19 protein-coding genes are annotated in these 23,020 nt (G+C 40.2%); 12 read left to right on the forward strand and 7 right to left on the reverse strand.

Going from position 1 to position 23,020, the window contains the following annotated elements; genetic code table 11:
* Positions 1 to 24: 24 nt before the first annotated feature.
* Together dgoD and M2273_RS12715 are read right to left on the reverse strand one after the other, a co-directional pair.
* The gene (gene dgoD, locus M2273_RS12710) at positions 25 to 1,173 is read right to left on the reverse strand and encodes a galactonate dehydratase (protein WP_429397310.1); all 1,149 of its coding nucleotides are present in this window, start codon (positions 1,171 to 1,173) and stop codon (positions 25 to 27) included.
* Between the two features lie 91 nt (positions 1,174 to 1,264).
* Positions 1,265 to 2,275 (reverse strand): SMP-30/gluconolactonase/LRE family protein, encoded by a 1,011-nt coding sequence (locus tag M2273_RS12715; protein ID WP_429397312.1) that lies wholly within the window; start codon positions 2,273 to 2,275, stop codon positions 1,265 to 1,267.
* Between the two features lie 1,093 nt (positions 2,276 to 3,368).
* Between M2273_RS12715 and M2273_RS12720 the strand changes: the two genes are divergently transcribed.
* The 5 genes from M2273_RS12720 to M2273_RS12740 all read left to right on the forward strand — a co-directional run bounded on the left by M2273_RS12720 (position 3,369) and on the right by M2273_RS12740 (position 9,526).
* Positions 3,369 to 6,464, forward strand: coding sequence for a carboxypeptidase regulatory-like domain-containing protein (locus M2273_RS12720; RefSeq protein ID WP_429397314.1), 3,096 nt, complete (start codon positions 3,369 to 3,371; stop codon positions 6,462 to 6,464).
* A 440-nt stretch (positions 6,465 to 6,904) separates the two neighbouring features.
* Positions 6,905 to 7,453 carry a hypothetical protein gene (locus M2273_RS12725; RefSeq protein WP_429397316.1) on the forward strand — a complete coding sequence of 183 codons (549 nt, stop codon included), beginning with the start codon at positions 6,905 to 6,907 and terminating at the stop codon, positions 7,451 to 7,453.
* Positions 7,454 to 7,460: 7 nt separating this feature from the next.
* A complete protein-coding gene (locus M2273_RS12730; RefSeq protein ID WP_429397318.1) occupies positions 7,461 to 8,129 on the forward strand; it encodes a hypothetical protein in 669 nt (222 codons plus the stop codon).
* A complete protein-coding gene (locus tag M2273_RS12735) occupies positions 8,087 to 8,869 on the forward strand; it encodes a sensor histidine kinase (RefSeq protein ID WP_429397320.1) in 783 nt (260 codons plus the stop codon). The genes M2273_RS12730 and M2273_RS12735 overlap by 43 nt, the downstream gene beginning before the upstream one ends.
* 3 nt (positions 8,870 to 8,872) lie before the next feature.
* Positions 8,873 to 9,526 carry a response regulator transcription factor gene (locus tag M2273_RS12740; protein WP_429397322.1) on the forward strand — a complete coding sequence of 218 codons (654 nt, stop codon included), beginning with the start codon at positions 8,873 to 8,875 and terminating at the stop codon, positions 9,524 to 9,526.
* A 111-nt stretch (positions 9,527 to 9,637) separates the two neighbouring features.
* On the opposite strand, the gene M2273_RS12745 is transcribed toward M2273_RS12740, so the two are convergent.
* Entirely contained in the window at positions 9,638 to 10,174 is a 537-nt protein-coding gene (locus M2273_RS12745) for a hypothetical protein (protein ID WP_429397324.1), read from the reverse strand.
* Between the two features lie 341 nt (positions 10,175 to 10,515).
* Between M2273_RS12745 and M2273_RS12750 the strand changes: the two genes are divergently transcribed.
* Positions 10,516 to 11,265: an SDR family NAD(P)-dependent oxidoreductase gene (locus tag M2273_RS12750; protein ID WP_429397326.1), complete on the forward strand. Its 750-nt coding sequence runs from the start codon at positions 10,516 to 10,518 to the stop codon at positions 11,263 to 11,265.
* A 70-nt stretch (positions 11,266 to 11,335) separates the two neighbouring features.
* On the forward strand, positions 11,336 to 11,920 hold the full coding sequence (locus tag M2273_RS12755) for a TetR/AcrR family transcriptional regulator (protein ID WP_429397328.1): 585 nt from the start codon (positions 11,336 to 11,338) through the stop codon (positions 11,918 to 11,920).
* 71 nt (positions 11,921 to 11,991) lie between these two features.
* Here the strand turns inward: M2273_RS12755 and M2273_RS12760 are convergent, their stop codons facing one another.
* On the reverse strand, positions 11,992 to 14,907 hold the full coding sequence (locus tag M2273_RS12760; RefSeq protein WP_429397330.1) for a leucine-rich repeat domain-containing protein: 2,916 nt from the start codon (positions 14,905 to 14,907) through the stop codon (positions 11,992 to 11,994).
* Between the two features lie 34 nt (positions 14,908 to 14,941).
* Positions 14,942 to 16,669, reverse strand: a complete 1,728-nt coding sequence (locus M2273_RS12765) for a hypothetical protein (RefSeq protein ID WP_429397332.1) — start codon at positions 16,667 to 16,669, stop codon at positions 14,942 to 14,944.
* Positions 16,670 to 16,818: 149 nt separating this feature from the next.
* On the opposite strand from M2273_RS12765, the gene M2273_RS12770 reads away from it, so the two are divergent.
* The 3 genes from M2273_RS12770 to M2273_RS12780 all read left to right on the forward strand — a co-directional run bounded on the left by M2273_RS12770 (position 16,819) and on the right by M2273_RS12780 (position 18,820).
* Positions 16,819 to 17,319: a DUF4231 domain-containing protein gene (locus M2273_RS12770; RefSeq protein WP_429397334.1), complete on the forward strand. Its 501-nt coding sequence runs from the start codon at positions 16,819 to 16,821 to the stop codon at positions 17,317 to 17,319.
* 223 nt (positions 17,320 to 17,542) lie between these two features.
* Positions 17,543 to 17,902: a response regulator gene (locus M2273_RS12775; RefSeq protein ID WP_429397336.1), complete on the forward strand. Its 360-nt coding sequence runs from the start codon at positions 17,543 to 17,545 to the stop codon at positions 17,900 to 17,902.
* Between the two features lie 171 nt (positions 17,903 to 18,073).
* Positions 18,074 to 18,820, forward strand: a complete 747-nt coding sequence (locus tag M2273_RS12780; protein WP_429397338.1) for an EcsC family protein — start codon at positions 18,074 to 18,076, stop codon at positions 18,818 to 18,820.
* Positions 18,821 to 18,877: 57 nt separating this feature from the next.
* On the opposite strand, the gene M2273_RS12785 is transcribed toward M2273_RS12780, so the two are convergent.
* Positions 18,878 to 19,765 carry a dienelactone hydrolase family protein gene (locus M2273_RS12785; protein WP_429397340.1) on the reverse strand — a complete coding sequence of 296 codons (888 nt, stop codon included), beginning with the start codon at positions 19,763 to 19,765 and terminating at the stop codon, positions 18,878 to 18,880.
* Positions 19,766 to 19,892: 127 nt separating this feature from the next.
* Positions 19,893 to 21,494 (reverse strand): serine hydrolase domain-containing protein, encoded by a 1,602-nt coding sequence (locus M2273_RS12790; RefSeq protein WP_429397342.1) that lies wholly within the window; start codon positions 21,492 to 21,494, stop codon positions 19,893 to 19,895.
* A gap of 329 nt (positions 21,495 to 21,823) precedes the next feature.
* Here M2273_RS12790 and M2273_RS12795 point away from each other — a divergent pair, with 329 nt between their 5' ends.
* A complete protein-coding gene (locus M2273_RS12795) occupies positions 21,824 to 22,207 on the forward strand; it encodes a TraR/DksA family transcriptional regulator (protein WP_429397344.1) in 384 nt (127 codons plus the stop codon).
* A 460-nt stretch (positions 22,208 to 22,667) separates the two neighbouring features.
* The gene (locus tag M2273_RS12800) at positions 22,668 to 23,015 is read left to right on the forward strand and encodes a helix-turn-helix domain-containing protein (protein WP_429397346.1); all 348 of its coding nucleotides are present in this window, start codon (positions 22,668 to 22,670) and stop codon (positions 23,013 to 23,015) included.
* Positions 23,016 to 23,020 lie beyond the last annotated feature (5 nt).

A 23,020-nucleotide genomic window follows, 5' to 3' on the forward strand; every position in this document is an offset into this window, starting at 1 on the left:
TTTTATTAATATGTATTAAACGCATTACCATTCTGCTACACTGCCGTCTTCATGACGCCAAACAGGGTTAGTCCAGTTATGTCCGATGGCTGCCATTTTACGTACATGATCTTCGTTTATTTCAATGCCTAAGCCCGGTCCGTCAGGTATTTTTACAAAGCCGTTCTCGTATTTAAATACATTCCGGTCAACTATATAATCTAATATATCGCTGCCCTGATTGTAGTGTATCCCCAAACTTTGTTCCTGTATAAAGGCATTATGACAGGTGGCATCAACCTGCAGGCAGGCTGCGAGCGCGATAGGGCCCAAAGGACAATGTGGCGCAGCGGCTACGTCAAATGCCTCGGCCATAGAAATGATTTTTTTACATTCTGTAATACCCCCGGCATGTGACAGATCGGGCTGAATGATATCCACATAACCGTCCTTCAGTAAACTTTTGAATTGCCATTTTGAAAACATTCTTTCGCCGCAGGCAATAGGGATGGATGTATGCTGAGCGATTTCGCGCAGTACTTCATTGTTTTCGGGCAGGCAAGGCTCTTCAATAAACATAGGGCGATAAGCTTCCAGTTCTTTTGCCAGAAATTTAGCCATTGGTTTATGTACGCGTCCATGAAAGTCTATCCCGATGCCAACATTATTACCAACGGCTTCACGTACCGCAGCTATTCGGGCCACCGACTGATCAATTTTATCATAAGAGTCGATATATTGCAATTCCTCGGTCGCGTTCATTTTAACGGCGGTAAAACCAGCTTCAACCATTTCTTTTGCAGCACGGCCAACATCAGCCGGACGATCACCGCCAATCCAGGAGTAAACTTTAATCTTTTCGCGTGCCTTGCCACCAAGCAGCTGGTGCACCGGGGCATTATAGTATTTTCCTTTAATATCCCACAGGGCCTGGTCAATACCGGCAATGGCGCTCATTAATATGGGTCCGCCCCGGTAAAACCCACCCCGATACATCACGTTCCAATGATCTTCTATATTCATGGGGTCTTTGCCCATAATATAGTTCATCAGTTCTTTAACGGCAGTTTTAACAGTTGCCGCTTTACCTTCAATTACAGGCTCGCCCCAGCCCGTTATACCTTCATCAGTTTCAATTTTTAAGAATAACCAACGGGGAGGAACCTCAAACAGTTCAAAGCTTTTTATTTTCAATTGGTAGTGTTTTATTAGTGTACGGTTACTTATTTATCGCAATTTAAGCTGTTATTGTTGCCAAATGTTATATCTGGTAAGTTCTTTTATATTATCGCAAATGGATCATCAAAACCCGGTGATTGGATGTTACATACATGGTTTTCTCATCGGCGGATAAGCTGCAATTTGAAGCCAGATCATTAACCCTGATTTTTCCAAGTAATTTGGCCTTCCGGTTAAATACCCATATGCCGCCCGGGCCAGTGGCAAATACATTGCCTTGTTTGTCGATCTTTAAACCATCCGGCATACCATCAGCTGTTTTAGTAGCTGCTTTTGCATTGTAGAATATACGTCCATGCGTAAACAGACCATTTTTGTCCAGGTCATAGGCATACCAATAAGGTTTTTCCGGGTCAGAATTGGCAATCAATATGGTTTTGCCTCCCGGAAAAAACGCGATGCCATTTGGCCGTGTAATTGTATCAGTAAGCAATACTATTTTGCCGTCTTTTGAAATTTTATAAACTCCCTGGTAAGGTGCTTCTTTTAAAGGATCGTTCACGTTTTTTTCAAGCCCATAAGGTGGATCTGTAAAGTAAATGTCGCCATTACTTAAAAAGGCGAGATCGTTGGGGCTGTCAAATTTTTTGCCTTTATAATTAGATGCTATTTTAATGAATTTAGCTTTAGGCTTGTCAAGAGGGGCGTTCATTACAGATACTGCTCTAGCTCCATCCTGACATATAACCAATTGCCCCTTCATATTTAAACCCAAACCATTTGAGCCCAGTTCACCACCCCGGGGTACAGACCCGGTATAACCTGAAGGCTTAAGATAAACCTCTTTACCTTTTTCTTTGGTCCATTTATAAATGATGTTTTTTTTAACGTCAGAAAAAAGGAACATTTTATGGCGCTCTACCCATAACGGTCCTTCGCTCCACTCAAATCCGTCGGCTATAATAACAGCGTTGGCGGTTTTACTTACAATATTGCTAAACTGAGGGTCAATTTGTTCTAATGTTATTATTGGTTTTGAAGCTTGCGCGTAACTTGCAGAAATACTCCCCGTTAAAAGAACCAGTATTGGTGATAACCAGTTAAGCCATGTTATCATAATTTATGTACATTATTGGTTTTTAATTTGTTCTTTAAAAATAGGGTAATAATTTATAAAGCCTGATATTTTTAAACTTTTTCTATTAAAGAAACTTCTGAATAAGGCTGATAATTACTTATCAATCAGTCGCTTTAATCGCCAAAAAAAACTGTTTTGGATGCTCTCTTCGGGGCGCTTGCAGTAGCTATTGCCATACTTACAATCAGTTATCAATCATTGAAGGCAGCAATGGTCAATCCGGTTAACAGCCTTAGAAGTGAATAAGAGCCCGAAGGATAATAAAAATCCGGCACGGAAGCCAGTGTAAGATAAAACGGAGAAATTAGTCGTTTTGCAATCCCGCAGTATTTGATGTAATTATCCTAACCTGATTAATGCATCTTAGTAGCTTTTTGCAGAATATTAATTTATTCAAATTATATATCTTTTTACTCATTATAATTTCAAATTCTAATCTATCCCTGATATCAGTCAATAGCATTGAATAAAGGAAGAAGTCCTTGTGGGTATTGAACTTCAAGATAAATTTATCTGTTTTCTCAGTATGTTTTGGTAAGGGCAGGTTATAGGTTACAATATCATCCTGAAATTGATAACCAAGTGGAACTATAATCATAAAATCCCAAGTTTAAGGTGGTGTATCTTACTATACTACAGGTCTTAATGATAATAGTTTTATATATTATAATAAATATCATGAAAAGTTCCATTCCCTCAAGTCACTGTTAAGTTCTTTAATCCTAATTTCAGTACTGGCTTATATAATTTAATAATTCAAGATAACTCTAAGGTAACTCAACAGTTGTTTTTGGCTTGTCTGTTTGAGTGATGGTTGCCCCGTAAGCAATCAATCGGCCATAAATGTCTTTGTGATATTATTATTTTGTGAATTTTAATACTGTTTTTGTGTCAATTTTTTAATTATGTAACAAATTTATTATCAAATATTAATATTTTTCAAACGCTCTGTTAACATAATAGGTACATTTTTGCCTTAACTAAAACCTATAAAATGTTAACTGTAAGAAAAAAAAATCTTTTAAAAATGTGCCTTTTGGGCGTGCTTAGTTTGTTATTTGTCACGGCAAGCATGGCACAAACTAATTTGGCCGGTATCTCCGGTAAAGTATCCGGTTCCGGTGGTGCACTTTTACCCAGTGCAACCGTAACCGTAAAAAATGAATCTACTGGTTTTACAATTAGAACCATGTCAAATTCAAAAGGGACATTTCTTTTAAAAGAACTTCCACTGGGTTCACCCTATAGCATCACCGTTGCGGTTGTAGGTATGGCAACACAAAAACAAACCGGCTTTGCACTTAACCAGGGTGATTTGCTTCAGGTTTCGTTTGTTATGGAAGACAAAGTTCAGGAGTTGAATGTGGTCGAAATTAAATCGGCAACGTCACGCAACAAGATTGAAAATATAGGTTCTTCTACAGCTGTTACCGCTAAAGATATCGCGAAGTTACCTGTAAACGGGCGTAATTTTACAACACTGGCAGATTTGTCGCCGCTTAGCTCTGGCAGCAGTCTAAACGGCCAATTGGCATCGGCAACCAATTACACCATTGATGGCATGGCAGCGCGGGGAACCATTTCAGGTGGGCTGCCAACCGGTGCCTACTCCATATCATTGGAAGCAGTTAGGGAGTTCCAGGTGGTTACCAACCAGTACGATGTAACCTACGGTAATGCCGGCGGGGGAACAATAAGTACAGTAACCAAATCAGGAACCAACGTCCTCTCCGGAAGTGCTTTCACTTATGCACGTGCAAACTGGCTTTCCAGCCCTTATGGTTTAAACGCCCAGAAACGGAACCAGTCCTTTTCTACCTATCAATATGGGTTTTCTTTAGGCGGTCCTATCGTTAAAGACAAGGCACAGTTTTTTATAGCCTGGGATCACCAGGCGGACTCACGGCCATTGTACATCGCCAACCTACAATCTGCAGACGATGAAAAACGAAACAATGTAACCCAGGCTACATTGAATAACTTTTTATCGATAGCAAGGACTAAATATGGGGTTGCCAATTCACCCCAGTTTGGTCAGTTTGATAAATTTAAAAATACCCATGCGGGTTTCGCCCGGATCGACTGGCAGATCAACGCTAAAAACCTTTTCACAATCCGCGACAATTTTATTTATGATCTGGATAACCAATCGGATGGGGATAATACGGCTATTAATATTTACGAAGTTTACAGCACCAGGAAAAGTATCAATAACAGTGTCATGGCATCGTTACGGAGCATATTAAGCCCTACGTTAACCAACGAACTTAAAATACAGCATTATTGGGAATACAACAAAATGTTTGCTAACAGCCAGCTGCCTGCAGACAATATTCCACGTGCCATTGTACAGAACATTTCTTCAACAGCGGCTGACGGATCTACTTACTCAACAGCTATACAATTGGGCGGGCAGCGTTATGGCGGCGATTATTTCAATAATAATGTGGCGCAGCTTACCGATAACGTATACTGGACAAAAGGGAAGTATAACTTCACTTTCGGGGGCGGCTTATCCTTTACCAACCAGAATTCCATCTATGGTAGCGAGACAAACGGGCGTTTTTACTTTACAGGATTAAGCAATTTTGACAATCTTACACCTTACCGTTTTGCAAGGGATATTTATGTTTCATCAGATCATAATATCAAATTCAACATCCTTGCACCAAATTTGTATGCACAAGTTCAAACCATGTTGTTTCCCGGATTTGACTTGACGGCCGGTATACGTATAGATTATACGGATTATCTTGACAAGGCAAATTTCAACCAAGTAGTTTATAACACCTTAGGATTAAATACTTCGAATAAGCTTGCTACCCTGCAAATACAGCCCCGGGTACAGGCTACCTGGGATTTAGGTCAAAATGGGAAAGATATCATCAGGCTTGGCGGCGGTATCTTAGGTTCGGCGCTTAACCCTTACTCTATGATCAATAACATGTTGTTTGATGGTTCGCATATCTTAAGTGTTGATGTTACAGGCAACCTGGTGCCCACGCCCAACTTTCCATCTTACAGGAAAGATCCCAATACCGCACCTGGGCAGGACTTGTTGAACAACCCCGCAATACCTAAGCTGGCGACCATTAATATGAACGGCAAGGACGCTAAGGTACCCACTGTTTATAAAGCTAATGCATCGTATTCCCACTTCTTCGCACAGAACTTTCGCGTTACCGCGAGTGCGTATTTAAGCCTGGGACGCAATAATTACACCTATGTGGATAAGAACATGGTTGATCAGCCCTATTTTAGAATCGCGGCCGAAGATAATCGCGGTGTATATGTTCCGGCGGGTACCATTAATGCTGCTAACGGTTCGGCAGATTGGACGCTGGGGAGAAAAACGACAGAAGTGGGCCGGGTATTAGAGCTCGAAAGCCTGGGTAAAGTAAACCAAATGGCATTTGTGATAGATGCAGATTACAGATACTATAAACAGGGCGAAATATCTTTCTCTTATACCTGGAACCAAACCAAAGACAATACGTCCTACAACGGAAACGTAGCGAACACGGCTACGCTGGTACAGTATGTGAAGGATGATCCACGTAATTTGAGCAGTATGAACTATTCGGATAATCAGTTTCGGAATAAGGTTGTGTTTTATGGTAGCTCCCCAACATTCCATGGTTTTAGCGCTGGCTTAAGATTCTCGGGCATCAGCGGCACCAGGTATTCATTAACTGTAAACGGTAACGTCAATGGCGACTTTGTAGCCAGTAATGATTTAGCCTACATCTATGACCCAAATGCTGCATCTACCCCGCAATATTTAAAAGATGGCATCAATGCAATATTGAACAATCCTAAGGTTGAACAGGGTATGAAAGATTATATTGTAAAAAGCTTTGGCAAAATGGCTGAACGCAACGGTGGTGTTAATCCATTTTATGGGGTTGTGGATCTGCGGCTTATTAAAAAAGTACCCATATTAAAGAGTCAGTATTTAGAAATATCGGTCGATCTGTTTAACGTTAGCAATTTGTTAAACAAGAAGTGGGGGGTAAACCATGGTCTTACTACAACTTCAGTCTATACCATTAAAAGCTTCGATGCTGTAAATAAACAGTACGCTTATGCTGTGAACACCAATGCCGGTGTATCTGGTTTAAGCGGCAATCCTTACCAGTTCCAGGTAGGTTTGAGATACGGATTTTAACGCGTAATATCAATGACGGGTAATTAAGTTTTAATAAAGGCAACTACCCGTAAATACACTTAAAAGCCCCGGATCGGAAGATTTGGGGCTTTTACTTAAAAAGCGTTTGAATTTAATTTACAGATAGAATAGGCCGCCCTGCATTAAACAATCCCTCGTTTAATGATTTCATCTGCTAAACTATATGATTTTGAAAGTCACATGATCGTCGCTCTGTATACCATCTTGCAGCTACAAGGTCTATATGGGTAAATCCCATCACAATATCGGCTGCGCTAATGGCTTGGAACCGGGTTGCAAAAAGCGGATTTAAGGCAGGCTTAAAGCGGATTTCATTCTTGCCGGGTTAATCATTAATTAATTGCTTTGTGGGCAGATATTTATTTTATATTTAAAAATTAAATCACAATTAATTATTCCCCTGATTACTAAACCTTTTAATGATGAAAACACTCAATCTATTCCTAATTACCCTCTTTATCGCTCTGGCGATAGGTGCATGTAAACCGCAAAACAATGGTAACGTGCAGGCCTCTGCCGACGCCCAGCTGCTGAAGGGAACCATTCCCGAAACTACCGCGCGCAGGCTGGTGGAAAATTTCAAAGGGCGCGCCCATATTTTTAAACATGGCAAGATGATACTTCCTGACACACGCACTGTATGGTTCAGCAAGGAACAGTTAAAAGACCTGGTAAAACGCGTGTATGACGAAAATGGCGACGGCATCCGTTTTTACCTGGCCACTTACGACTCCACTAAACATGAGGATACCAAAATGATCAAAGATATGTACATGAATTATACCACGCTGATAATGGTTTCAACCCGCTTCGACCCGTTGAAGAAGATACATTTAGATTATTATAATGATGTTAAGAATCCGAGCGGAAAAAAAGGCGGCATCATTATGTCTGCACCCGAAAACCAGGGAGAACTATGCCCGCCGCCGGCCACTTGCGCTGGTCTCGGCGCTACTTTACTGCAATAAATAAGCCATGTCAGCCTATATAACGGTAAATACGGCGGCCGAAGCCTTTTGCTTCGTGGTAAGCTTAATTTGTTTATACAGGGATAAAGAGCCGGCCTGGCGGCTCTTTATCTGCTTTCTGCTGGCAACCGTAGTGGTTGAAGTTTGCGGCATTTATGTGCGCACTGAACTGCACCTGCCCAACTTTATGATATACAATGTATTTCTGCTGGTGGAATGCCTGGTGCAGAGTTATTTTTTTTATTATCTGTACAAAACATACCGTAGTACCCGAAGACTGTTCACAGGCTGGTTAATTATTTTTGCTTTTTTTTATTTTACAGAGCTTGTTAAAAGCCACTTTGGCGCCTATGTTTCAGCATCATCCACAACCATGTCGGTAGGGTTGATTTTGGCGTCGGTTTATTTTTATTATTTGCTACTTAAAGAAGAAAAATCAAGACAGTTGGTTACCTATGCGCCGTTTTGGTGGGTTAATGGTACCATCTGTTTTTATTTTGCCGGTATTGCATGCAATCTTTTTTTTAGTTACCTGGTTCAGGACAGAACGCCGGGCATCGGTCACTCGGCAAGGTACATTGTGTTTAGCATATTAAACATCATTTTGTATTTAAGCTGGTCATACGCTTTTATATGCAGATATCGTCAAAGGATCTCGTCCTCCTCATCGGATTAGCATCCGTAATCTTCCTGATTGCGCCGGTATCGCTCATTAGCTTTGTGATGCTGTACAATAACAGGAAAAAACGGCATGAACAGGAAAAAGCGTGGCTAAAAACCAGCTTTGAAAACGAATTACTAAAAAGCCAGATGGAGGTGCAGGAACAAACTATGCAAACACTGGCCGGCCACCTGCATGACAATATTGGCCAGTTACTGAGCCTGACGTCGGTTACACTCAGCACCATCAACCCCGACGATCCGTTGCGCGTGCGCCAAAAAGTAGATTCGGCCTCCCAGCTGGCAAAACGCGCCATTAAGGAGCTCCGGCAACTTTCCAGGTTGATTTACGGGCAGGAGCTGATTCGCATGGGGCTTGCCAAAGCCATCGCCTTCGAGCTGGACTATTTAAAAACGGCCGATCTGCACATTATCACGTTTAATAGCAATTATAAGCCTAAAGAAGGACAGAATGACAAAGAGATCATCCTATTCCGTATTTTTCAGGAGATACTGAATAACGCTGTGCGCCATGCCGAAGCTACGGCCATTGATGTGGTGGTTCAACAGGATGAGCAAAACCTGGAGGTGAAGATAAAAGATAATGGAAAGGGCTTTGTTGAAGAAGAAGTAATGAAGGAGAAGAGGGGGATGGGCTTGTTCAACATCCGTAAGCGGGTAGCCCTCATCGGCGGCGATGTAAGCATCGTTACCCAAAATGGCACTGAAATTAAAATTGTAGTACCTTATCCCTAAAATATGGAAAACGAAGAAATCCGGATCGCTGTGGTGGATGATCATACCCTGTTCCGCCAGGGAATTAGCAGCTTGCTTTCGGAAAACGAAGAAATTAAAATCGTGTTCGACGCGGCAAATGGCGCCGTGATGAAGGAGAAAATAACGAAACATCCTTTGCCACATGTGGTGCTGATGGATATCACTATGCCCCTGGTTAACGGCTATGAGGCTACCCGCTGGCTAAAACAAAATTACCCATCGGTAAAGGTGCTTGCCCTAAGCATGTTTGAGGATGATGAACCGATCATCAAAATGCTAAAATGCGGGGCAGGTGGGTATATCTTAAAAGAATCCAACGCTTCGGACCTGATGTACGCTATTAAAACCATAGCCAGACACGATTATTTTTTAAACGAACTGGTATCGGGCAAGCTGCTGCGCTCTATCCAGGACGAGGTAAAAACCCCGGACCCGGTTGCCGAATTAACGGCAAACGAGATCCGGTTTTTAGAGCTGTGCTGCTCCGAGCTCACCTATAAAGACATTGCCGGCAAAATGTGCCTGAGCCCGCACACCATTGACAATTACCGCGACTCGTTATTTCAAAAGCTCGACCTGAAGTCGAGGACCGGGCTGGTAATATTTGCGCTAAAAAACAATATTGCCAGTTATTAAGGTCTCAGGCATGCTTAAATGTCAACGCTAATGATTGCAAACTAACTATTGCACTTAGTATCGCTAAATTGCATACAAGTCTAAGCGCTCAAACTCAGATTGAAGGGCCAGTTAATTAAAAACAAAATTAGGGCTGAAGTATTGCTTAAAAAAAATAGTGTCCCTGACTGATGGAGCCGCCGTGGCCTGTAATATTACTTTACCCTCAAGCAGCCATCGTGTTTGGTCAGCCGGCTTTTCTGGTGTAGTGTTTATCCCTTTTACATAACCATCCACTGGCTTTAAAAGAAGCAGGTAACAAGCCGGACATGACTGGCTGAACTGTACCCGGTCGGTCGATAGCTCTGCTTTGGTCAGTTCAAAGCTGTTTCCCTTCATCGGAGCCTTTATATAGACAGAAGTTGTAAGACCGGGAGATTGCTCTTTAAACCAGAATAAACGATAGGTACCCGTCTTAAAACTGTAGTCGGCATTTAAGTCCGCTTGTTCCGTAAACAGGTACTCGCAATCGGCACCGGACCGGCAGGGAGTTAAATTTTTATCATCAATTTTTAGCTCTTTCTGTACGTCATTTTTTTTAGTACAGGATAAAAATAGTGTCATACCGGTTAGCAGGCCAATTAATAGCGAATAAGGTTTTCTTTTCATTATTGTGTGATTTATATGATTATTACGAAAGCATAAATAGTTGTGCTACAGGTTCCTGTATTATTTTTTTGTTAACAAATAGCGCATAAGTGCTATTTGTTAACAAATTCAGCGGATTAAACCAGTCCGAAAGCGCCTGTCTGATAAGCGGTGGCTATGAATTATCGTGGATTACGGATATGACACGTTGCAGGTGGGCCGCATTTTTAGTTTAGTTTTTGATGCTTTCAATGCATTTGTCATCTCTGGATAATAATTTATTATTTCGGAACGATTGGTCCGAAATGAATTTATATTTGCGGAACAATCGTTCCGAATATAAAAAACGATCACTCATCATCATGAAAAAGTTAGAAAACAAAGTGGCAGTAATAACAGGTGCATCAAAAGGTATTGGTGCAGGTATAGCAAAAAGTTTGGCGGCCGAAGGAGCCCTGGTTGTAGTAAATTACGCTTCGGCCAAAGCCGGTGCCGATAAGGTAGTTGCAGACATCATCAGTAATGGCGGCAAAGCTATTGCAGTACAGGGCGACGTATCAAAAAGCGAGGACATTAACCGCTTGTTCGATGAAACAACAAAAGCTTTTGGCGCGGTTGATATATTGGTCAACAATGCAGGAGTTTATAAATTTAGTCCGATAGAACAACTTACAGAAGAGGAGTTTCACAACCAGTTCAATACCAATGTGCTTGGTTTGTTGCTTACAACCCAACATGCATTAAAAAACTTTAATGAGAATGGGGGAAGCATTATTAATATTGGTTCGGTAGTAAGCAGCATAGCACCGGTTGGCAGTTCTATTTATACAGCAACCAAAGGCGCGGTTGATGCCATAACCCATGTTTTATCAAAAGAACTCGGCCCCAAAAAGATCAGGGTGAACTCTATCAATCCGGGTATGGTTGAAACCGAAGGAACACATACCGCAGGGTTTATTGGCAGTGATTTCCAGACCGAAACTGAACGTACAGCACCTTTAGGCCGTATAGGGCAGCCGGAAGATATTGCGTTGGTTGCGGTGTTCCTGGCTTCTGAAGAATCGCGTTGGTTAACCGGCGAAACCCTTCTGGCCGGCGGTGGCGTAAGATAATAAGCGATATTTACTGATAAAATATTAAAATTGGATAGCTTTGCTTAATTTAAGCAAAGCTATCTCTGTTATGGCAAGAACAAAGGATTTTGATGAAAATGAAGTGCTGGCCAGGGCGGTAGATCTTTTTTGGCTCAAGGGATACAACTGCACCTCCATGCAGGATCTTGTTGATGGTTTGGGTATCAGCAGGTCGAGCCTTTATGATACCTATGGCGATAAGCATTCGTTGTTCATTAAAGCGCTGGAAAGCTATCAAAATACGGCTTCGGGTAAAGTTTGTCAGATCGTTAACAAGGCGCTGCCGGCTAAGGAGGTCATCAAACAATTGTTGGAGTTGATTGTCGGCGAACTAATGGAAGACCGGAAGCATAAAGGTTGTTTTATGGTGAATGCCGAAGTGGAGGTTGCCCCGCATGACGAGGAAGTGAGCAGGATGATCTGTAAAAATGACCAGCAAATAGAGGAGGCATTTTACGTGGTCATTAAAAAAGGTCAGGACAGTGGCGAGATCACTAATAAACAGGATGCCAGGGCGCTGGCACGGTTTATAATTAATACCGTAAAAGGTATCCGGGTAACCGCTAAGTCAACGAATGATAAAACCATTTTTGATGACATTATTAAGCTTGCCGTATCAGTATTGGATCAATAAAAGGCTAAATTCTGCTGTAGCCTTCAAAGCCCCGTTTTTTTTGAATATGCGATTTTATAGAAATTTTCTTTCTAAAACGAAGATGTAAACTTACACTGTGGTAATCGTTCTTTGATCTTTTTAAATGCAGATTTTGAAATAGGATTGCCGATTAAGATCAGCTCTCGTAAGTTTTTTAACTGTCCTATTTCCGCAGGTAAATCCACTATATTATTATAGCCTAAATCCAATCTTTGCAGGTTTTTTAATTTTCCTACTTCGGCTGGCAAATAAGTCAAACCTCCAAAATTCAAATTCAAATTTTGCAGGTTTGTTAACTTTCCAATTCCAGCTGACAAATTTTTCAATGTAGTGTGATGCAAATCCAAATTTTGCAGGTTTGTTAATTGCCATATTTCAGAAGGTAGTTCTCCTAATAAATTATCACTCAAATCCAGGTTTTGCAAGTTTTTTAACTGGCCTATTTCTGGAGGTAACCCACTATTTATCCCAGCCTTTGATAATACCAATATTCGCAGGCTTTTTAACTTTCCAATTTCAGCGGGCAAATGATGCAAATTATTGGAATGCAGATACAAGTTTTGGAGGTTTGTTAGCTGACCCATTTCAGAAGGTAAATCAGTCAATGCATTATAACTCAAATCTAAAGTTTTCAGATTTCTTAATTTTCCAATTTCAGCAGGCAAATGTTCCAATTCATCATTTTGCAAAATCAATGTTGTCAGGTTTGTTAACTGACCTATTTCGGGAGGCAATTCTTTAATATGATTTTCAATTGAACGTTGATTATAAGTAATGATTTGTAATTGTGGATATCTGAACATTTCTTCCGGAAACGTCTTGAAATTTTGATCAGGCAAATCTAATGCTGTAATATTTTCGTTTAAATCCGATAATTTATATGCCACAAGGTATTGATTATCGGCAGTATCAATTAAGCAATCAACAATTCTTCCGCCACGACCTCTGCCTACTCTTTTTTTTACTTTTACTTTGGCAAACCCTCTGTAATCAAACTGTTCCGCTTTCTCATATTTGTAACTAATTACTATATCTCCTTTACGGTCAATAAAACCATATCTTTCATTTGGACCTTGTGCTAAAGCAAATTTTCCATTATAAAAATAAAACGCATTAATTAACTTATCAGCTTTAGCCAGTGCTGCTTTGGCTGTAGCAGCTTCATTTGTTGCCCTCTTTTCTGCCTGGTCTGCTTTTTCTCTTTGAGTAAGCGCTTTTTTTTCAGATTTATTGGCACTTGCAAGGGCTATTTTGGTTGAATTGCGGGCCTTAACTGCAGCTATTGTAGCATTATTAGCGTTTTTAAGAGCTATTTTGGTAGCATCCTGAGCTTTTACAGCAGCTTTTTCTGATGCATTAGCTTTTGCAAGGGCTTTTTTAGTTGAATGCTCGGCAATTATAGCAGCAGTTTTAGAATTATCTGCATGTTGCTTTTCACTGTATGCCCATACGGCTATTCCAATCATTATAATGAGCGCAGCTATTATCCATCGTATAAAACGCTTTTGCGAATTTTGGTTTTTTTCTAATAACTGCTGCCTTTCCAGTAAGTCACGCTTCTCTTTTTCCAGTTGTTGTTTCTCTTTCTCCTTGTGGCTTGCAACTGCTTCGCGGCTTTCATCAATTAATGCCATTTCTTCGGTAGTCAGTTGCAGTTTTCCTAAAAAAGGCTCAATAAAATTCAATTGCTTTTCTGAAAATAATTCCCGTGCATTTGCTTTTAAGGAGCTATGGGCTTTTATCAGGCGTTTTATTTCGAGGAATGCAATTTCTTCGTCGCTTCTTTTTTCGGCAATTCGCTGTGCAAGCGAGTCGTGAGCTAATTCGTACAGGTCAACATCTTCTGTATAGCGTAATATCCGGCCGTTAATAAATGCTTCTACTATAGCATCAATCAGTGTAGGGTTTGTACCAGGCAGCCGTTCATATAATCCCTTTTTTCGGATAGGTTCTTTGGTACCTTCCAGCGTGGCAAATGGTGATAGTATACTCCAGACGGTTGCGGGCGAAATGATTGAATCACCCTCACTTAGTTTTCTGCTGATCCCAGCTACCTGCTCTTCCAGGAAATTCTGTAGTATGTCGCCAATATCTCCAATCGCGTTCAGGGCCTGGGCTGTAAATACCGCTTCACGCTGCCGTGTTTCGTCGCAGGTGATTTCCAGATAAAGCTTATCTAAAAAAACCTGCAGGTAAGGCAATTGTATGGTCAGTGATTTTTCTTTATCTTTTATTTTCTCAAATATGCCTTCGGCAATTAGTTTGGCCTCATCTGTTTTTAGCCGCACAATAGAATTTTTATAACTTGTGGCACCCTCAATTACCTGCAGCACTTTGTTGAGGTTCATAGGCTCAACCCGCAATTTTTTGCGTAATAGCTGTGGTACCGCCTTTTCAAAATCGTATAAATACCCCAGATATTCTTCCCTTATCGAAAAAATCATTTTTACAGGCTGCTCTATCTGCAATATCTCCTGCACCGTTTCAATGAATTGTTGCTCCTCTTCTTTTGACCCCAGGATAAAAAGTTCTTCAAACTGATCAAAAATGAGATAAACCGGCTTAAAAGAGTTTAAGTAGATGGCTTTAAAAGCCTGCGCCAACGGGGTTAACAGCGGGGGAGTTGATACCACTTCTGTTTCTTCCATTACCTCAGTAAGCCAATCCATATTATCCTGTGCTGCCGAAAGTGTACCTCTTGCATCTGCCAGCGCCTTTTCAAAATTCGTGTTAATATTATTACCCCTGCGTATCGTTAATGCCAGCCAGTCATGCGATGGGAATTTACTGGCAAGCCCGCATTGGATCAGGCTTGTTTTTCCGGTGCCGGATGCTCCATAGATCAGCAAAATGGACGATTGAAATACCATTTCATAAAGGGTATTAATCTCTTCGTCACGACCGAAAAATATACCAGTATCTTCTTTGCCGTATGCATCTAAAAATTTAAAGGGATATTTTTTCATTTGACGGCCTCCTGTTTGAAATTAAGCGATTAGGTCATTTTAGAAAAGATGGCTCAAAATCATCATCTATATCTTCTTCATCTTCTTCCATTCCTGTAATTGCTTTTTCTGCTTCATTAAAAAGATTAAATACGTTGTCGAAACGCATGTCCTTGAATTTTTGAGGGTCGAGCAACAGTTCGTTGAAATCAATACCCGGTTTTACCGTTCCGGTATTAACAATATTGACTACACTATTATCTTCCAAAAAAACATAGTTCAAGCTTTTATCCGTGTTATCATGTGAGGCATAAAAGCAAATTTTTGCGCCGCCTTCAAATGCCAGGGCGTTTACATCAATAATAAATGGAAAAAGATTAAGGTTCTGTTGGTAACTGCCTTTATAAAGCAAAACCGCGTCGGTATTTATGGGCGTTTCCGCATAATTTATCCTTTCCTGGTTTACATTTGATTTGTTGTCGATACCTAACACCGTATAATTATACAGGTAATGAGGTTTAGTGTTACGCATTTCGAAGTAGCCTATGGATTTAATAGACACCATCCTGTAATTAACGAGGAATTTTAAATGTTCGAGAACAACCGTTAAATGTAATTCTGCATCACTGCAGTTGGATTCCGTAAAAGGAGGGTTGCCCGACAAAACATTGATTGCCTGCAACCCTGAACAAGCCTTTAAGAAGTCGCTTTCTGTTTGCAGGTTTGATGAAAAATCATTCAACTCTGTTATAGGGAAATCCAATTCATTATCTATGAAAATTGAAATCAGGGTTTTTAATAAACTGGTGAGACCATTGATGTCCAGCTCAAATTCATCTTCAAAAAAATTTTTGCAGATAACAGTTTGGGCTGGAGAAAGGGTGTAATTTTTGTCCTTCCTGTAATCCCATAATTTTGAAATAAGTGAAAAGCACAGGAGTTGTAAAATTCTTTTTGCAGTGAGCTGACAGTTCTCCAGGTATTTTCTAAGTTTATTAACCGACATCTCCTCTTTACCAATTGCCATGAGCTTACGAAGCTGGATACCTAACACGCCTACAAAACTAAAGGCAATAATCTCTTTGGCGGGGTCACTGAAGAGGCTTTGCGTTTCCCAGTCGGCTGCCATTCTTGATGCATTTTCTAAAAATTTAGCTGCCCTCGGGCTATGAACCCGAATGGCTTCCATCAAACGGCGTGTGAGTATTTCATTAAAGGAATTTCGTTTAGGCTCATTTCTGTTTGCTGAAGTTTCAGTTTTATCCACGGTTTGCTGTAAGGATTTACCAGGCATGCCTATCTCCGGCAAAATGTCATCCAACTGGTTTTTAAACTGATACTTCAAATTATCAATGCTGGTATATACTGTTTTGAAGTGACCCAGTTCACTGATTTTTTTCCTAAAAGCCAATAATGAATTAAACTCCTCTGTAATTGACCCCGAATTAAGAGGCGCGTCTTTAAAATATGTCCATATTCTGGGTCTGCCCGTATCCTTAAAAATCTGGTAAGCTGTGTCAAATTCTTCGGCAGTGTATTTTCCTACTTTTGTAAAAAAGAGACAAAGCACAATGTCACATTCCCTGATGGCTTTATTATACTCGTTTTGTAGCCTGGTATCAGAAATAGCATCAAGGAAGTATTCCCACTGCAGTATTTCAAGGTAAATACCCTGTTTGTGAAGCCTGTCATTTTCTCTGCTTATAAAAATACGAAACTCATCTCTGTCAGCCTTCAATTCTGACGAAGAAGCAAGAAAGATCTTTATAGTTTTAAGAGACATTATAGCTTTTTAATAATAGATTAATTTAACTTTTAATATTCATTAAAACCAAAAAAATATCAGGCCTGCTCTTTTAACCTATGCTTCTTTTAATTCTTTATTATAACGAAGCCTTTTCATTATCTTTAAATAACCAAATCTCCACTCAAATGGACAAAACCACATTTGATAAATACCTTGATGATCGTTATAATAAACAATTGGATTATTATAGGCAGGCTTCGGCAAAAAATCAAAAAAGGTATAAGCTGTTTCAATGGATATTAATTGTTCTATCTGCGTTAACTCCGGTAGTGGCAGCTTTGAATGGAATAAAATCAGGTGCTATTAATATTTCTCCATTGATTAACGTAAACCTCCTGGTTGTAATAATTTCCAGCATCGTAGCAATTTTAACAACCGGCTTAAAAACCTTTAACTATCAGGAATTATGGGTCAAATATCGTTCAACATATGAAAAGCTAAAGCCCGAAATTCATTACTACAACTTCAATATTGGACCTTATGCTGCAACCGGTGTGGACAAAGAATCAGTTTTTGTTACAAGGGTAGAAGCAATTCTGGATACTGAACATTCGCAATGGCCTCCTGTAAAAAGCTTACAAAATACTCAGGATCAATCAGGCGATCCTGACAGTTCAAAAAAATAGGCTGAGAAGAATTTGGGATGGTATTTTTATCTTTGAAACAGCTAACGTAATTGCTTGAATATTAAGCACTCGGTTCATCATATCTACGCAATTTATATCAATAAATACATCATTATACAACGTTCGGTTGTAAGCGTTTATGATTAACTTTATCTAATCAACCAAAACGAACATAATTCTCTAAGTTTCATCCTTTTTGGGAGCTTATTTAAATTTTAGGGAGATGGAAACAATTATAATCCAGGACACCGACGCGGCTGTTCTTGAAATCTTAGCTACAGCCTTAGAGCTTGAAAACTTCCGGGTATTTTCCGTATTGACCTGTGATAGCAATTTCCTGGAATTGATTGATGAATTACGGCCGCATGTAGTCATGTTGGATTCCCGGTTGGATGGTACGGTCTGTATCGACATTTGCCGGAAGATCAAAGCGAGGTACCCGCATCTTCCTGTCATTGCGCTGAGCTGCAACAGCAACATTCATGATGTTTATGATCGGTATGGCTTTGACGACTATATCCCCAAGCCATTTGACCTGGATAATCTTTATGCCATCTTGCGCAAGCATATTCCAAGCCAATAGGGAAGGTACTATTTCCAATGTAATTTAAACTATGGGTGAGTGGTAAAAATGTCCTGGATTCTGCGTCCACTTAAAAGTATCTAAACAACCATCTAACAAGGAGGCTGTTTTGTTGTTGGTAGTAACATTACCACTTAATAACAATCTACCATTTAAAGTAATGCTAACTGTATGACCGCCTACGAAAAAAAAGCTTATTTACTGTTAAATGACTGGAAGCAAAAGATGCAAAAGAAACCGTCTCTTACTAACCGGATAGCGAAGGGTATACAGAACAAGATCAATAATATTATACCAGAAAAGGTTCACAAAGTAATAACAGTAACTATCGAAAAAATGGTTAAGGCAGTACTTTTCGGAGCTAAATACACAACCACCGACAGGCTTGCTACCAATGCTTCCTTTCAATTAAGAGAGAGTTATATAAAACGGCAAATAAATTTTTATCAAAAAACTGCTACGATAGAAGGGGCCATTACAGGCACAGGAGGTATATTAATGGGATTTGCTGAGTTCCCTGTACTTATTGGTATTAAAATGAAACTGCTTTTTAATATTGCAGCTTTATACGGTTTCAATGTAAAGGATTATAAAGAAAGGCTATATATACTTTACATTTTCCAGCTTACTTACTCCAGTCAGCAACGGCGAAACGAGATCTACGGTTTATTGCAAAACTGGGAAAGCTATAGCATTCTTTTACCTGCTGATGCTGATGAGTTTGACTGGCGCACTTTTCAGCAGGAATATCGTGACTATATAGACCTCGCAAAAATGGCCCAGTTAATACCTTTGATTGGAGCTGCTGTGGGTGCTATTGCAAACTACCACCTCATAGCACAATTAGGCGAAACCGCTATGAACTGCTATAGAATGCGCATGCTGGACCCTGGAAAAATAGAAAATAAGGGTTTCTAAAGCCGAAAGATTCAAGCTTTTTTCATATTTATACTTTGCGTGTGCAATGTGGGCGCACTATGTCAAATGCTCAGTGAAAAAATCAATAGTGCGTTTCCATGCAAGTTCTGCCGCGGTTTTGTCATAACGGGGTGTTGTATCGTTATGGAAGCCGTGGTTTACGTTTTCGTAAATAAACGCCTGGTATTTTTTACCATTCGCTTTTAAAGCGGCTTCGTAGGGCGGCCAGCCTTCCGTAATCCGTGTATCCAGCGATGCATAGTGCAACATCAGGGGTGCTTTAATTTTAGGCACGTCGCTGGTAGCAGGCTGGCTTCCATAAAAGGGTACAGCTGCGGCCAGTTCAGGTATACGAACGGCCATCATATTGGCTATACCACCGCCAAAACAAAAACCCACAACACCTACCTTACCGTTACAGTCTTTGTGATTTTTAAGGTAATCATATGCCGCTATAAAATCCTCTTCCATTTCGCCTTTGTCCCTTTTACTTTGCAAGGTGCGCCCCGCATCATCATTACCCGGGTAGCCGCCCAGGGGCGTTAAGGCATCGGGCGCAAGCGAAATAAATCCTGCCAGTGCGGCTCTTCGTGCCACATCTTCAATGTAGGGGTTTAACCCCCTGTTTTCATGAACCACTATGATGCCCCCAAGTTTCTTTTGAGCATCAATAGGTTTTGATAGTAATCCTTTGATAGTTCCGCCACCTTTTGGTGAGGGATAATTGATATATTCTGATTTTAAGCGGGGATCATCAGCCTTGATCTGCACGTTCCCTTTATAATCGGGCATCAGGAAACTCATTAGTGCAGGTACAGTTAAACCGCCAACTGCATAAAGAGATAGCTTTTCTACAAATAAACGGCGGCTAAGCCGGTCGTGTGCGTAGTCATCATACAGGTCAAACACTTCCTGCTTAATGTCTTCTTTGTTGATTTGGTTCATAGTTAAAGGCTTTATTCAAATGTAATGATTCCCGGCAACGGCTTCCTATCCAAACTGTAACAGTCTATATATGTGTAAAGTTTTTGTTTTTTACCCTGAGTGATCTGTTATATTAGTAGTGTATCTTTTATTTAATTAATTCCCCGTGTAACGCTACCTTATTTCTTCCATAATTGAAACTATACTCCACATCCGCGTTTAATTGCTGATTGTTAAAGTGGCAGGTGATGGTTTCTGTATGCGGGCTTTCTATATAACGTAGTTTTAATTGCAATGTATGGCCGTCATTCCATCCATAACTGCCCTCAACTTTATAAGGTAGCAACAGAGAAAAGTCTTCCCGGGCTCCGGAAACTAAACCAGGGCCCTGCATATTCGTTTTACCTGGTAGCCATTTGCCTGTTTCAAAATTAAGCGTATAGCTTGCCGAATCTTTTTTTATGGTGACATGGCAAACATTATTGGTCATGTTAAAGCTTATCGAGTTAATATGTAAATCATTTGGTTGAATGGAAAAGGTCTTGTTGAATGTATTATTTGTGTGGTTGCCCGTATTGGCTGCCGGGGGTAAACTTAAAGCGGCTAAATGTTTTTTAAGCTGATCATCTTTAGCTTTATCAATCGGCAAGGCCTGCGGGCGCATGGATGGCAGCAAATACTTCCATACCAGGTTAAGCACTCCCTGCATATCACTTGTTTCCGAAGTGATCGCAATTACAGCATCCTGATCAGGCATCACAACAATATACTGGCCGAAAGCACCATCGGCCCGGAATGCGTTATTACGACAGCGCCAGAATTGATAGCAATAACCCTGCATCCAGTCACTCGAATCTCTTTTACTTTGGGCTACGCCGGGCGCCTGGTCAATTTTAAAAGTGGTAGCTTCTTCAATCCACTCTTTTGGTAATACCTGTTTTCCGTTCCATACGCCTTTTTGCAGGTAAAGTTGCCCCAGTTTAGCCATATCCTCCGTTTTTACACGCAGTCCCCAGCCACCTGTATTGATACCCTGCTTATTAATTTCCCAGTCGATACCCTTTATTCCCAATGGATCAAAGAGGCGCGGTTTAAGATAATCAACTTCTTTTTGCCCGGTTACTTTTTGTACGATGGCCGATAGCATAAACGTAGCCAGGGAATTGTACAAAAATTGACTACCTGGTTTGTATGCTATAGGTAATGCCAGGAAGGATTTAACCCAATCGTCTTCTCTTGATGCAATTGCAAAAGTAGGGTCGGTGGCTTGTCCAACAGTCATGGTTAAAAGATCCTTTATAGTAAGCGCGGCAAGGTAGGGCTTTATGGTATCCGGCAAACTACCATGAAAAAAGGAGATCACCTTATCATTTACTGACAGCCGCTTTTCGCTAACTGCAAAGCCAATGGCTGTGGAGGTAAAGCTTTTGCTGCAACTATACAAACTATGCCTTAGCGTTGGCTGATAGGGGTTCCACCAGCCCTGGGCAATCACTTTGCCATGGCGCAAAAACATAAAACTATGAAACTCGTGTTTGCTTTGTGCAGCCGCATGCAGAAAACTATCGATCCCGGCAGATGAAACGCCTTCCGCTTCAGGTATACCGATAGGGAAGGAGCTTGTTTTTTGGGCATAAAGTGTATGATTAAAAAACAAAAAGCATAAACTTGCTGCAAACAGTTGTTTTTTAAAGAATTTAGACCATGACCTTTGGGTAATTTGTACGGGCGATAAGTGATTGGCAGGCATATACCTATAATTTTAAGGATTTATAATTAAAGTGAAAATAAGCTTTTTTATCATAACCTGTTCATGATCATAACTGCAGACCACGGATAATTTATTGTTTGTTTTTCCGATGGTCTTAGTCCTTCGCTATCCTCATTTAAACTTTCATACAGCATTCGCTGGCGCAAAATGTGTAAATAAGAGATATAAGGTGTATAAACTTTTTATGCTGGTACAAATAATGCAGAAGATCAAAACTATTATATTATATTGACGTTCTACGTCAGCCAGCACTAAGCATATCTGGAAAATAGATAGCCAGCGGCTGGTGATAGATAACTTAAAGTATTATGAATCAGGAAACGGAAAAAACAAGATATAATGAAATTGAGCTGCAGGAGTTCAAAGCGTTGATCATGGAAAAAATTAAAGCAGCAAGGGAAGAGTTAATGGACTTGTCGTCATCGATCAGTTCCTCTAATTCCAACGGCACAGATGATACGGCAGGTTCGTCAAAGACACTGGAAGACGGATCAGCAACGCTCGAAAAAGAATCTCTTAATCAACTCGCATCCCGTCAGAAAAAATTTATTGACCAGTTGGAAGCGGCGCTCATTCGAATTGAAAATAAAACTTATGGCATTTGCCGCGAAACCGGTAAATTAATACCGAAAGAACGCTTACGGGCCGTGCCGCATACCACCTTGAGCATGGCTGCAAAAATGAGGCAATAGAACATGCCTAACTGCAATATCGCTAAATCATAACCATAGGACATGGAATGGAATAGGAATGAAAATTCAAGGTTATTGTAATTCGGATATTATGCTTGTTACCTACTTTCCAGTTTGTAACGGGTAGCTATGTATTATTTATCTGGCGCCGTTTTAATGTGAGTTAATAAAGTGTCGGTATAAATAATTTAACAAGATTGAAAATTCAAAATGTGAAACTAATTGCCCAAATTGTGTTTTAAATTTCTCATTAGTCGAGGTGTTTTGATAATTTAATCTATGCGTACTTGTCTGTACGATTTAAATAATTAGTTTTTTTGAGTACTATCTGGAATTTTTTGGGTTGATAAAATGCATATTATCAATTGTTTAAACATAAGATGGCGCTTCAAATTCTTTCGCCTTATAATTGGCGGGAAATTTGCAAAATAATTATCTCACTGTTTATCAATTACCTGCTATGGAAACGCATTACGGTCAAATCGTCGAATTTCGTGTAAGAAGAAATGGGCACAATATTAGCGAATTAGCAAGGTTGTTAAATATCAACCGCAGATCGCTTTATAACTGGTTTAGCCAGCAATATTTGAAAAAGGAATATATCGCCCGGATAGGAGAGGCCATTAATCACAATTTTTCAGAAGATTTCCCTGAATATTTTAGGAAAGAAGATTTTGAGAAATCACAAAATTTATCCGCTTTTAATAATAACGTTTTTGATAAAGACTGGAAAGACAGGTATATCAATCTATTAGAGGTTTATAATGGAATTTTATCTATGCAATTAACTAAAGACAGATCTAACTAAAGAGA

The organism is Mucilaginibacter lappiensis (genome assembly GCF_050433765.1).
Classification (GTDB): Bacteria; Bacteroidota; Bacteroidia; order Sphingobacteriales; family Sphingobacteriaceae; genus Mucilaginibacter; species Mucilaginibacter lappiensis_A.

Excerpts from the sequence above, each read along its gene's own strand:
- M2273_RS12770 (WP_429397334.1), top strand. The coding sequence starts at position 16,819 with ATGGACAAAACCACATTTGATAAATACCTTGATGATCGTTATAATAAA.
- M2273_RS12765 (WP_429397332.1), bottom strand. The coding sequence starts at position 16,669 with ATGTCTCTTAAAACTATAAAGATCTTTCTTGCTTCTTCGTCAGAATTG.
- M2273_RS12740 (WP_429397322.1), top strand. The coding sequence starts at position 8,873 with ATGGAAAACGAAGAAATCCGGATCGCTGTGGTGGATGATCATACCCTG.
- M2273_RS12750 (WP_429397326.1), top strand. The coding sequence starts at position 10,516 with ATGAAAAAGTTAGAAAACAAAGTGGCAGTAATAACAGGTGCATCAAAA.
- M2273_RS12735 (WP_429397320.1), top strand. The coding sequence starts at position 8,087 with ATGCAGATATCGTCAAAGGATCTCGTCCTCCTCATCGGATTAGCATCC.
- M2273_RS12715 (WP_429397312.1), bottom strand. The coding sequence starts at position 2,275 with ATGATAACATGGCTTAACTGGTTATCACCAATACTGGTTCTTTTAACG.
- M2273_RS12760 (WP_429397330.1), bottom strand. The coding sequence starts at position 14,907 with ATGAAAAAATATCCCTTTAAATTTTTAGATGCATACGGCAAAGAAGAT.
- M2273_RS12720 (WP_429397314.1), top strand. The coding sequence starts at position 3,369 with ATGGCACAAACTAATTTGGCCGGTATCTCCGGTAAAGTATCCGGTTCC.
- M2273_RS12745 (WP_429397324.1), bottom strand. The coding sequence starts at position 10,174 with ATGAAAAGAAAACCTTATTCGCTATTAATTGGCCTGCTAACCGGTATG.
- M2273_RS12790 (WP_429397342.1), bottom strand. The coding sequence starts at position 21,494 with ATGCCTGCCAATCACTTATCGCCCGTACAAATTACCCAAAGGTCATGG.
- M2273_RS12780 (WP_429397338.1), top strand. The coding sequence starts at position 18,074 with ATGACCGCCTACGAAAAAAAAGCTTATTTACTGTTAAATGACTGGAAG.
- M2273_RS12785 (WP_429397340.1), bottom strand. The coding sequence starts at position 19,765 with ATGAACCAAATCAACAAAGAAGACATTAAGCAGGAAGTGTTTGACCTG.
- M2273_RS12800 (WP_429397346.1), top strand. The coding sequence starts at position 22,668 with ATGGAAACGCATTACGGTCAAATCGTCGAATTTCGTGTAAGAAGAAAT.
- M2273_RS12775 (WP_429397336.1), top strand. The coding sequence starts at position 17,543 with ATGGAAACAATTATAATCCAGGACACCGACGCGGCTGTTCTTGAAATC.
- M2273_RS12730 (WP_429397318.1), top strand. The coding sequence starts at position 7,461 with ATGTCAGCCTATATAACGGTAAATACGGCGGCCGAAGCCTTTTGCTTC.
- M2273_RS12725 (WP_429397316.1), top strand. The coding sequence starts at position 6,905 with ATGATGAAAACACTCAATCTATTCCTAATTACCCTCTTTATCGCTCTG.
- M2273_RS12755 (WP_429397328.1), top strand. The coding sequence starts at position 11,336 with ATGGCAAGAACAAAGGATTTTGATGAAAATGAAGTGCTGGCCAGGGCG.
- M2273_RS12795 (WP_429397344.1), top strand. The coding sequence starts at position 21,824 with ATGAATCAGGAAACGGAAAAAACAAGATATAATGAAATTGAGCTGCAG.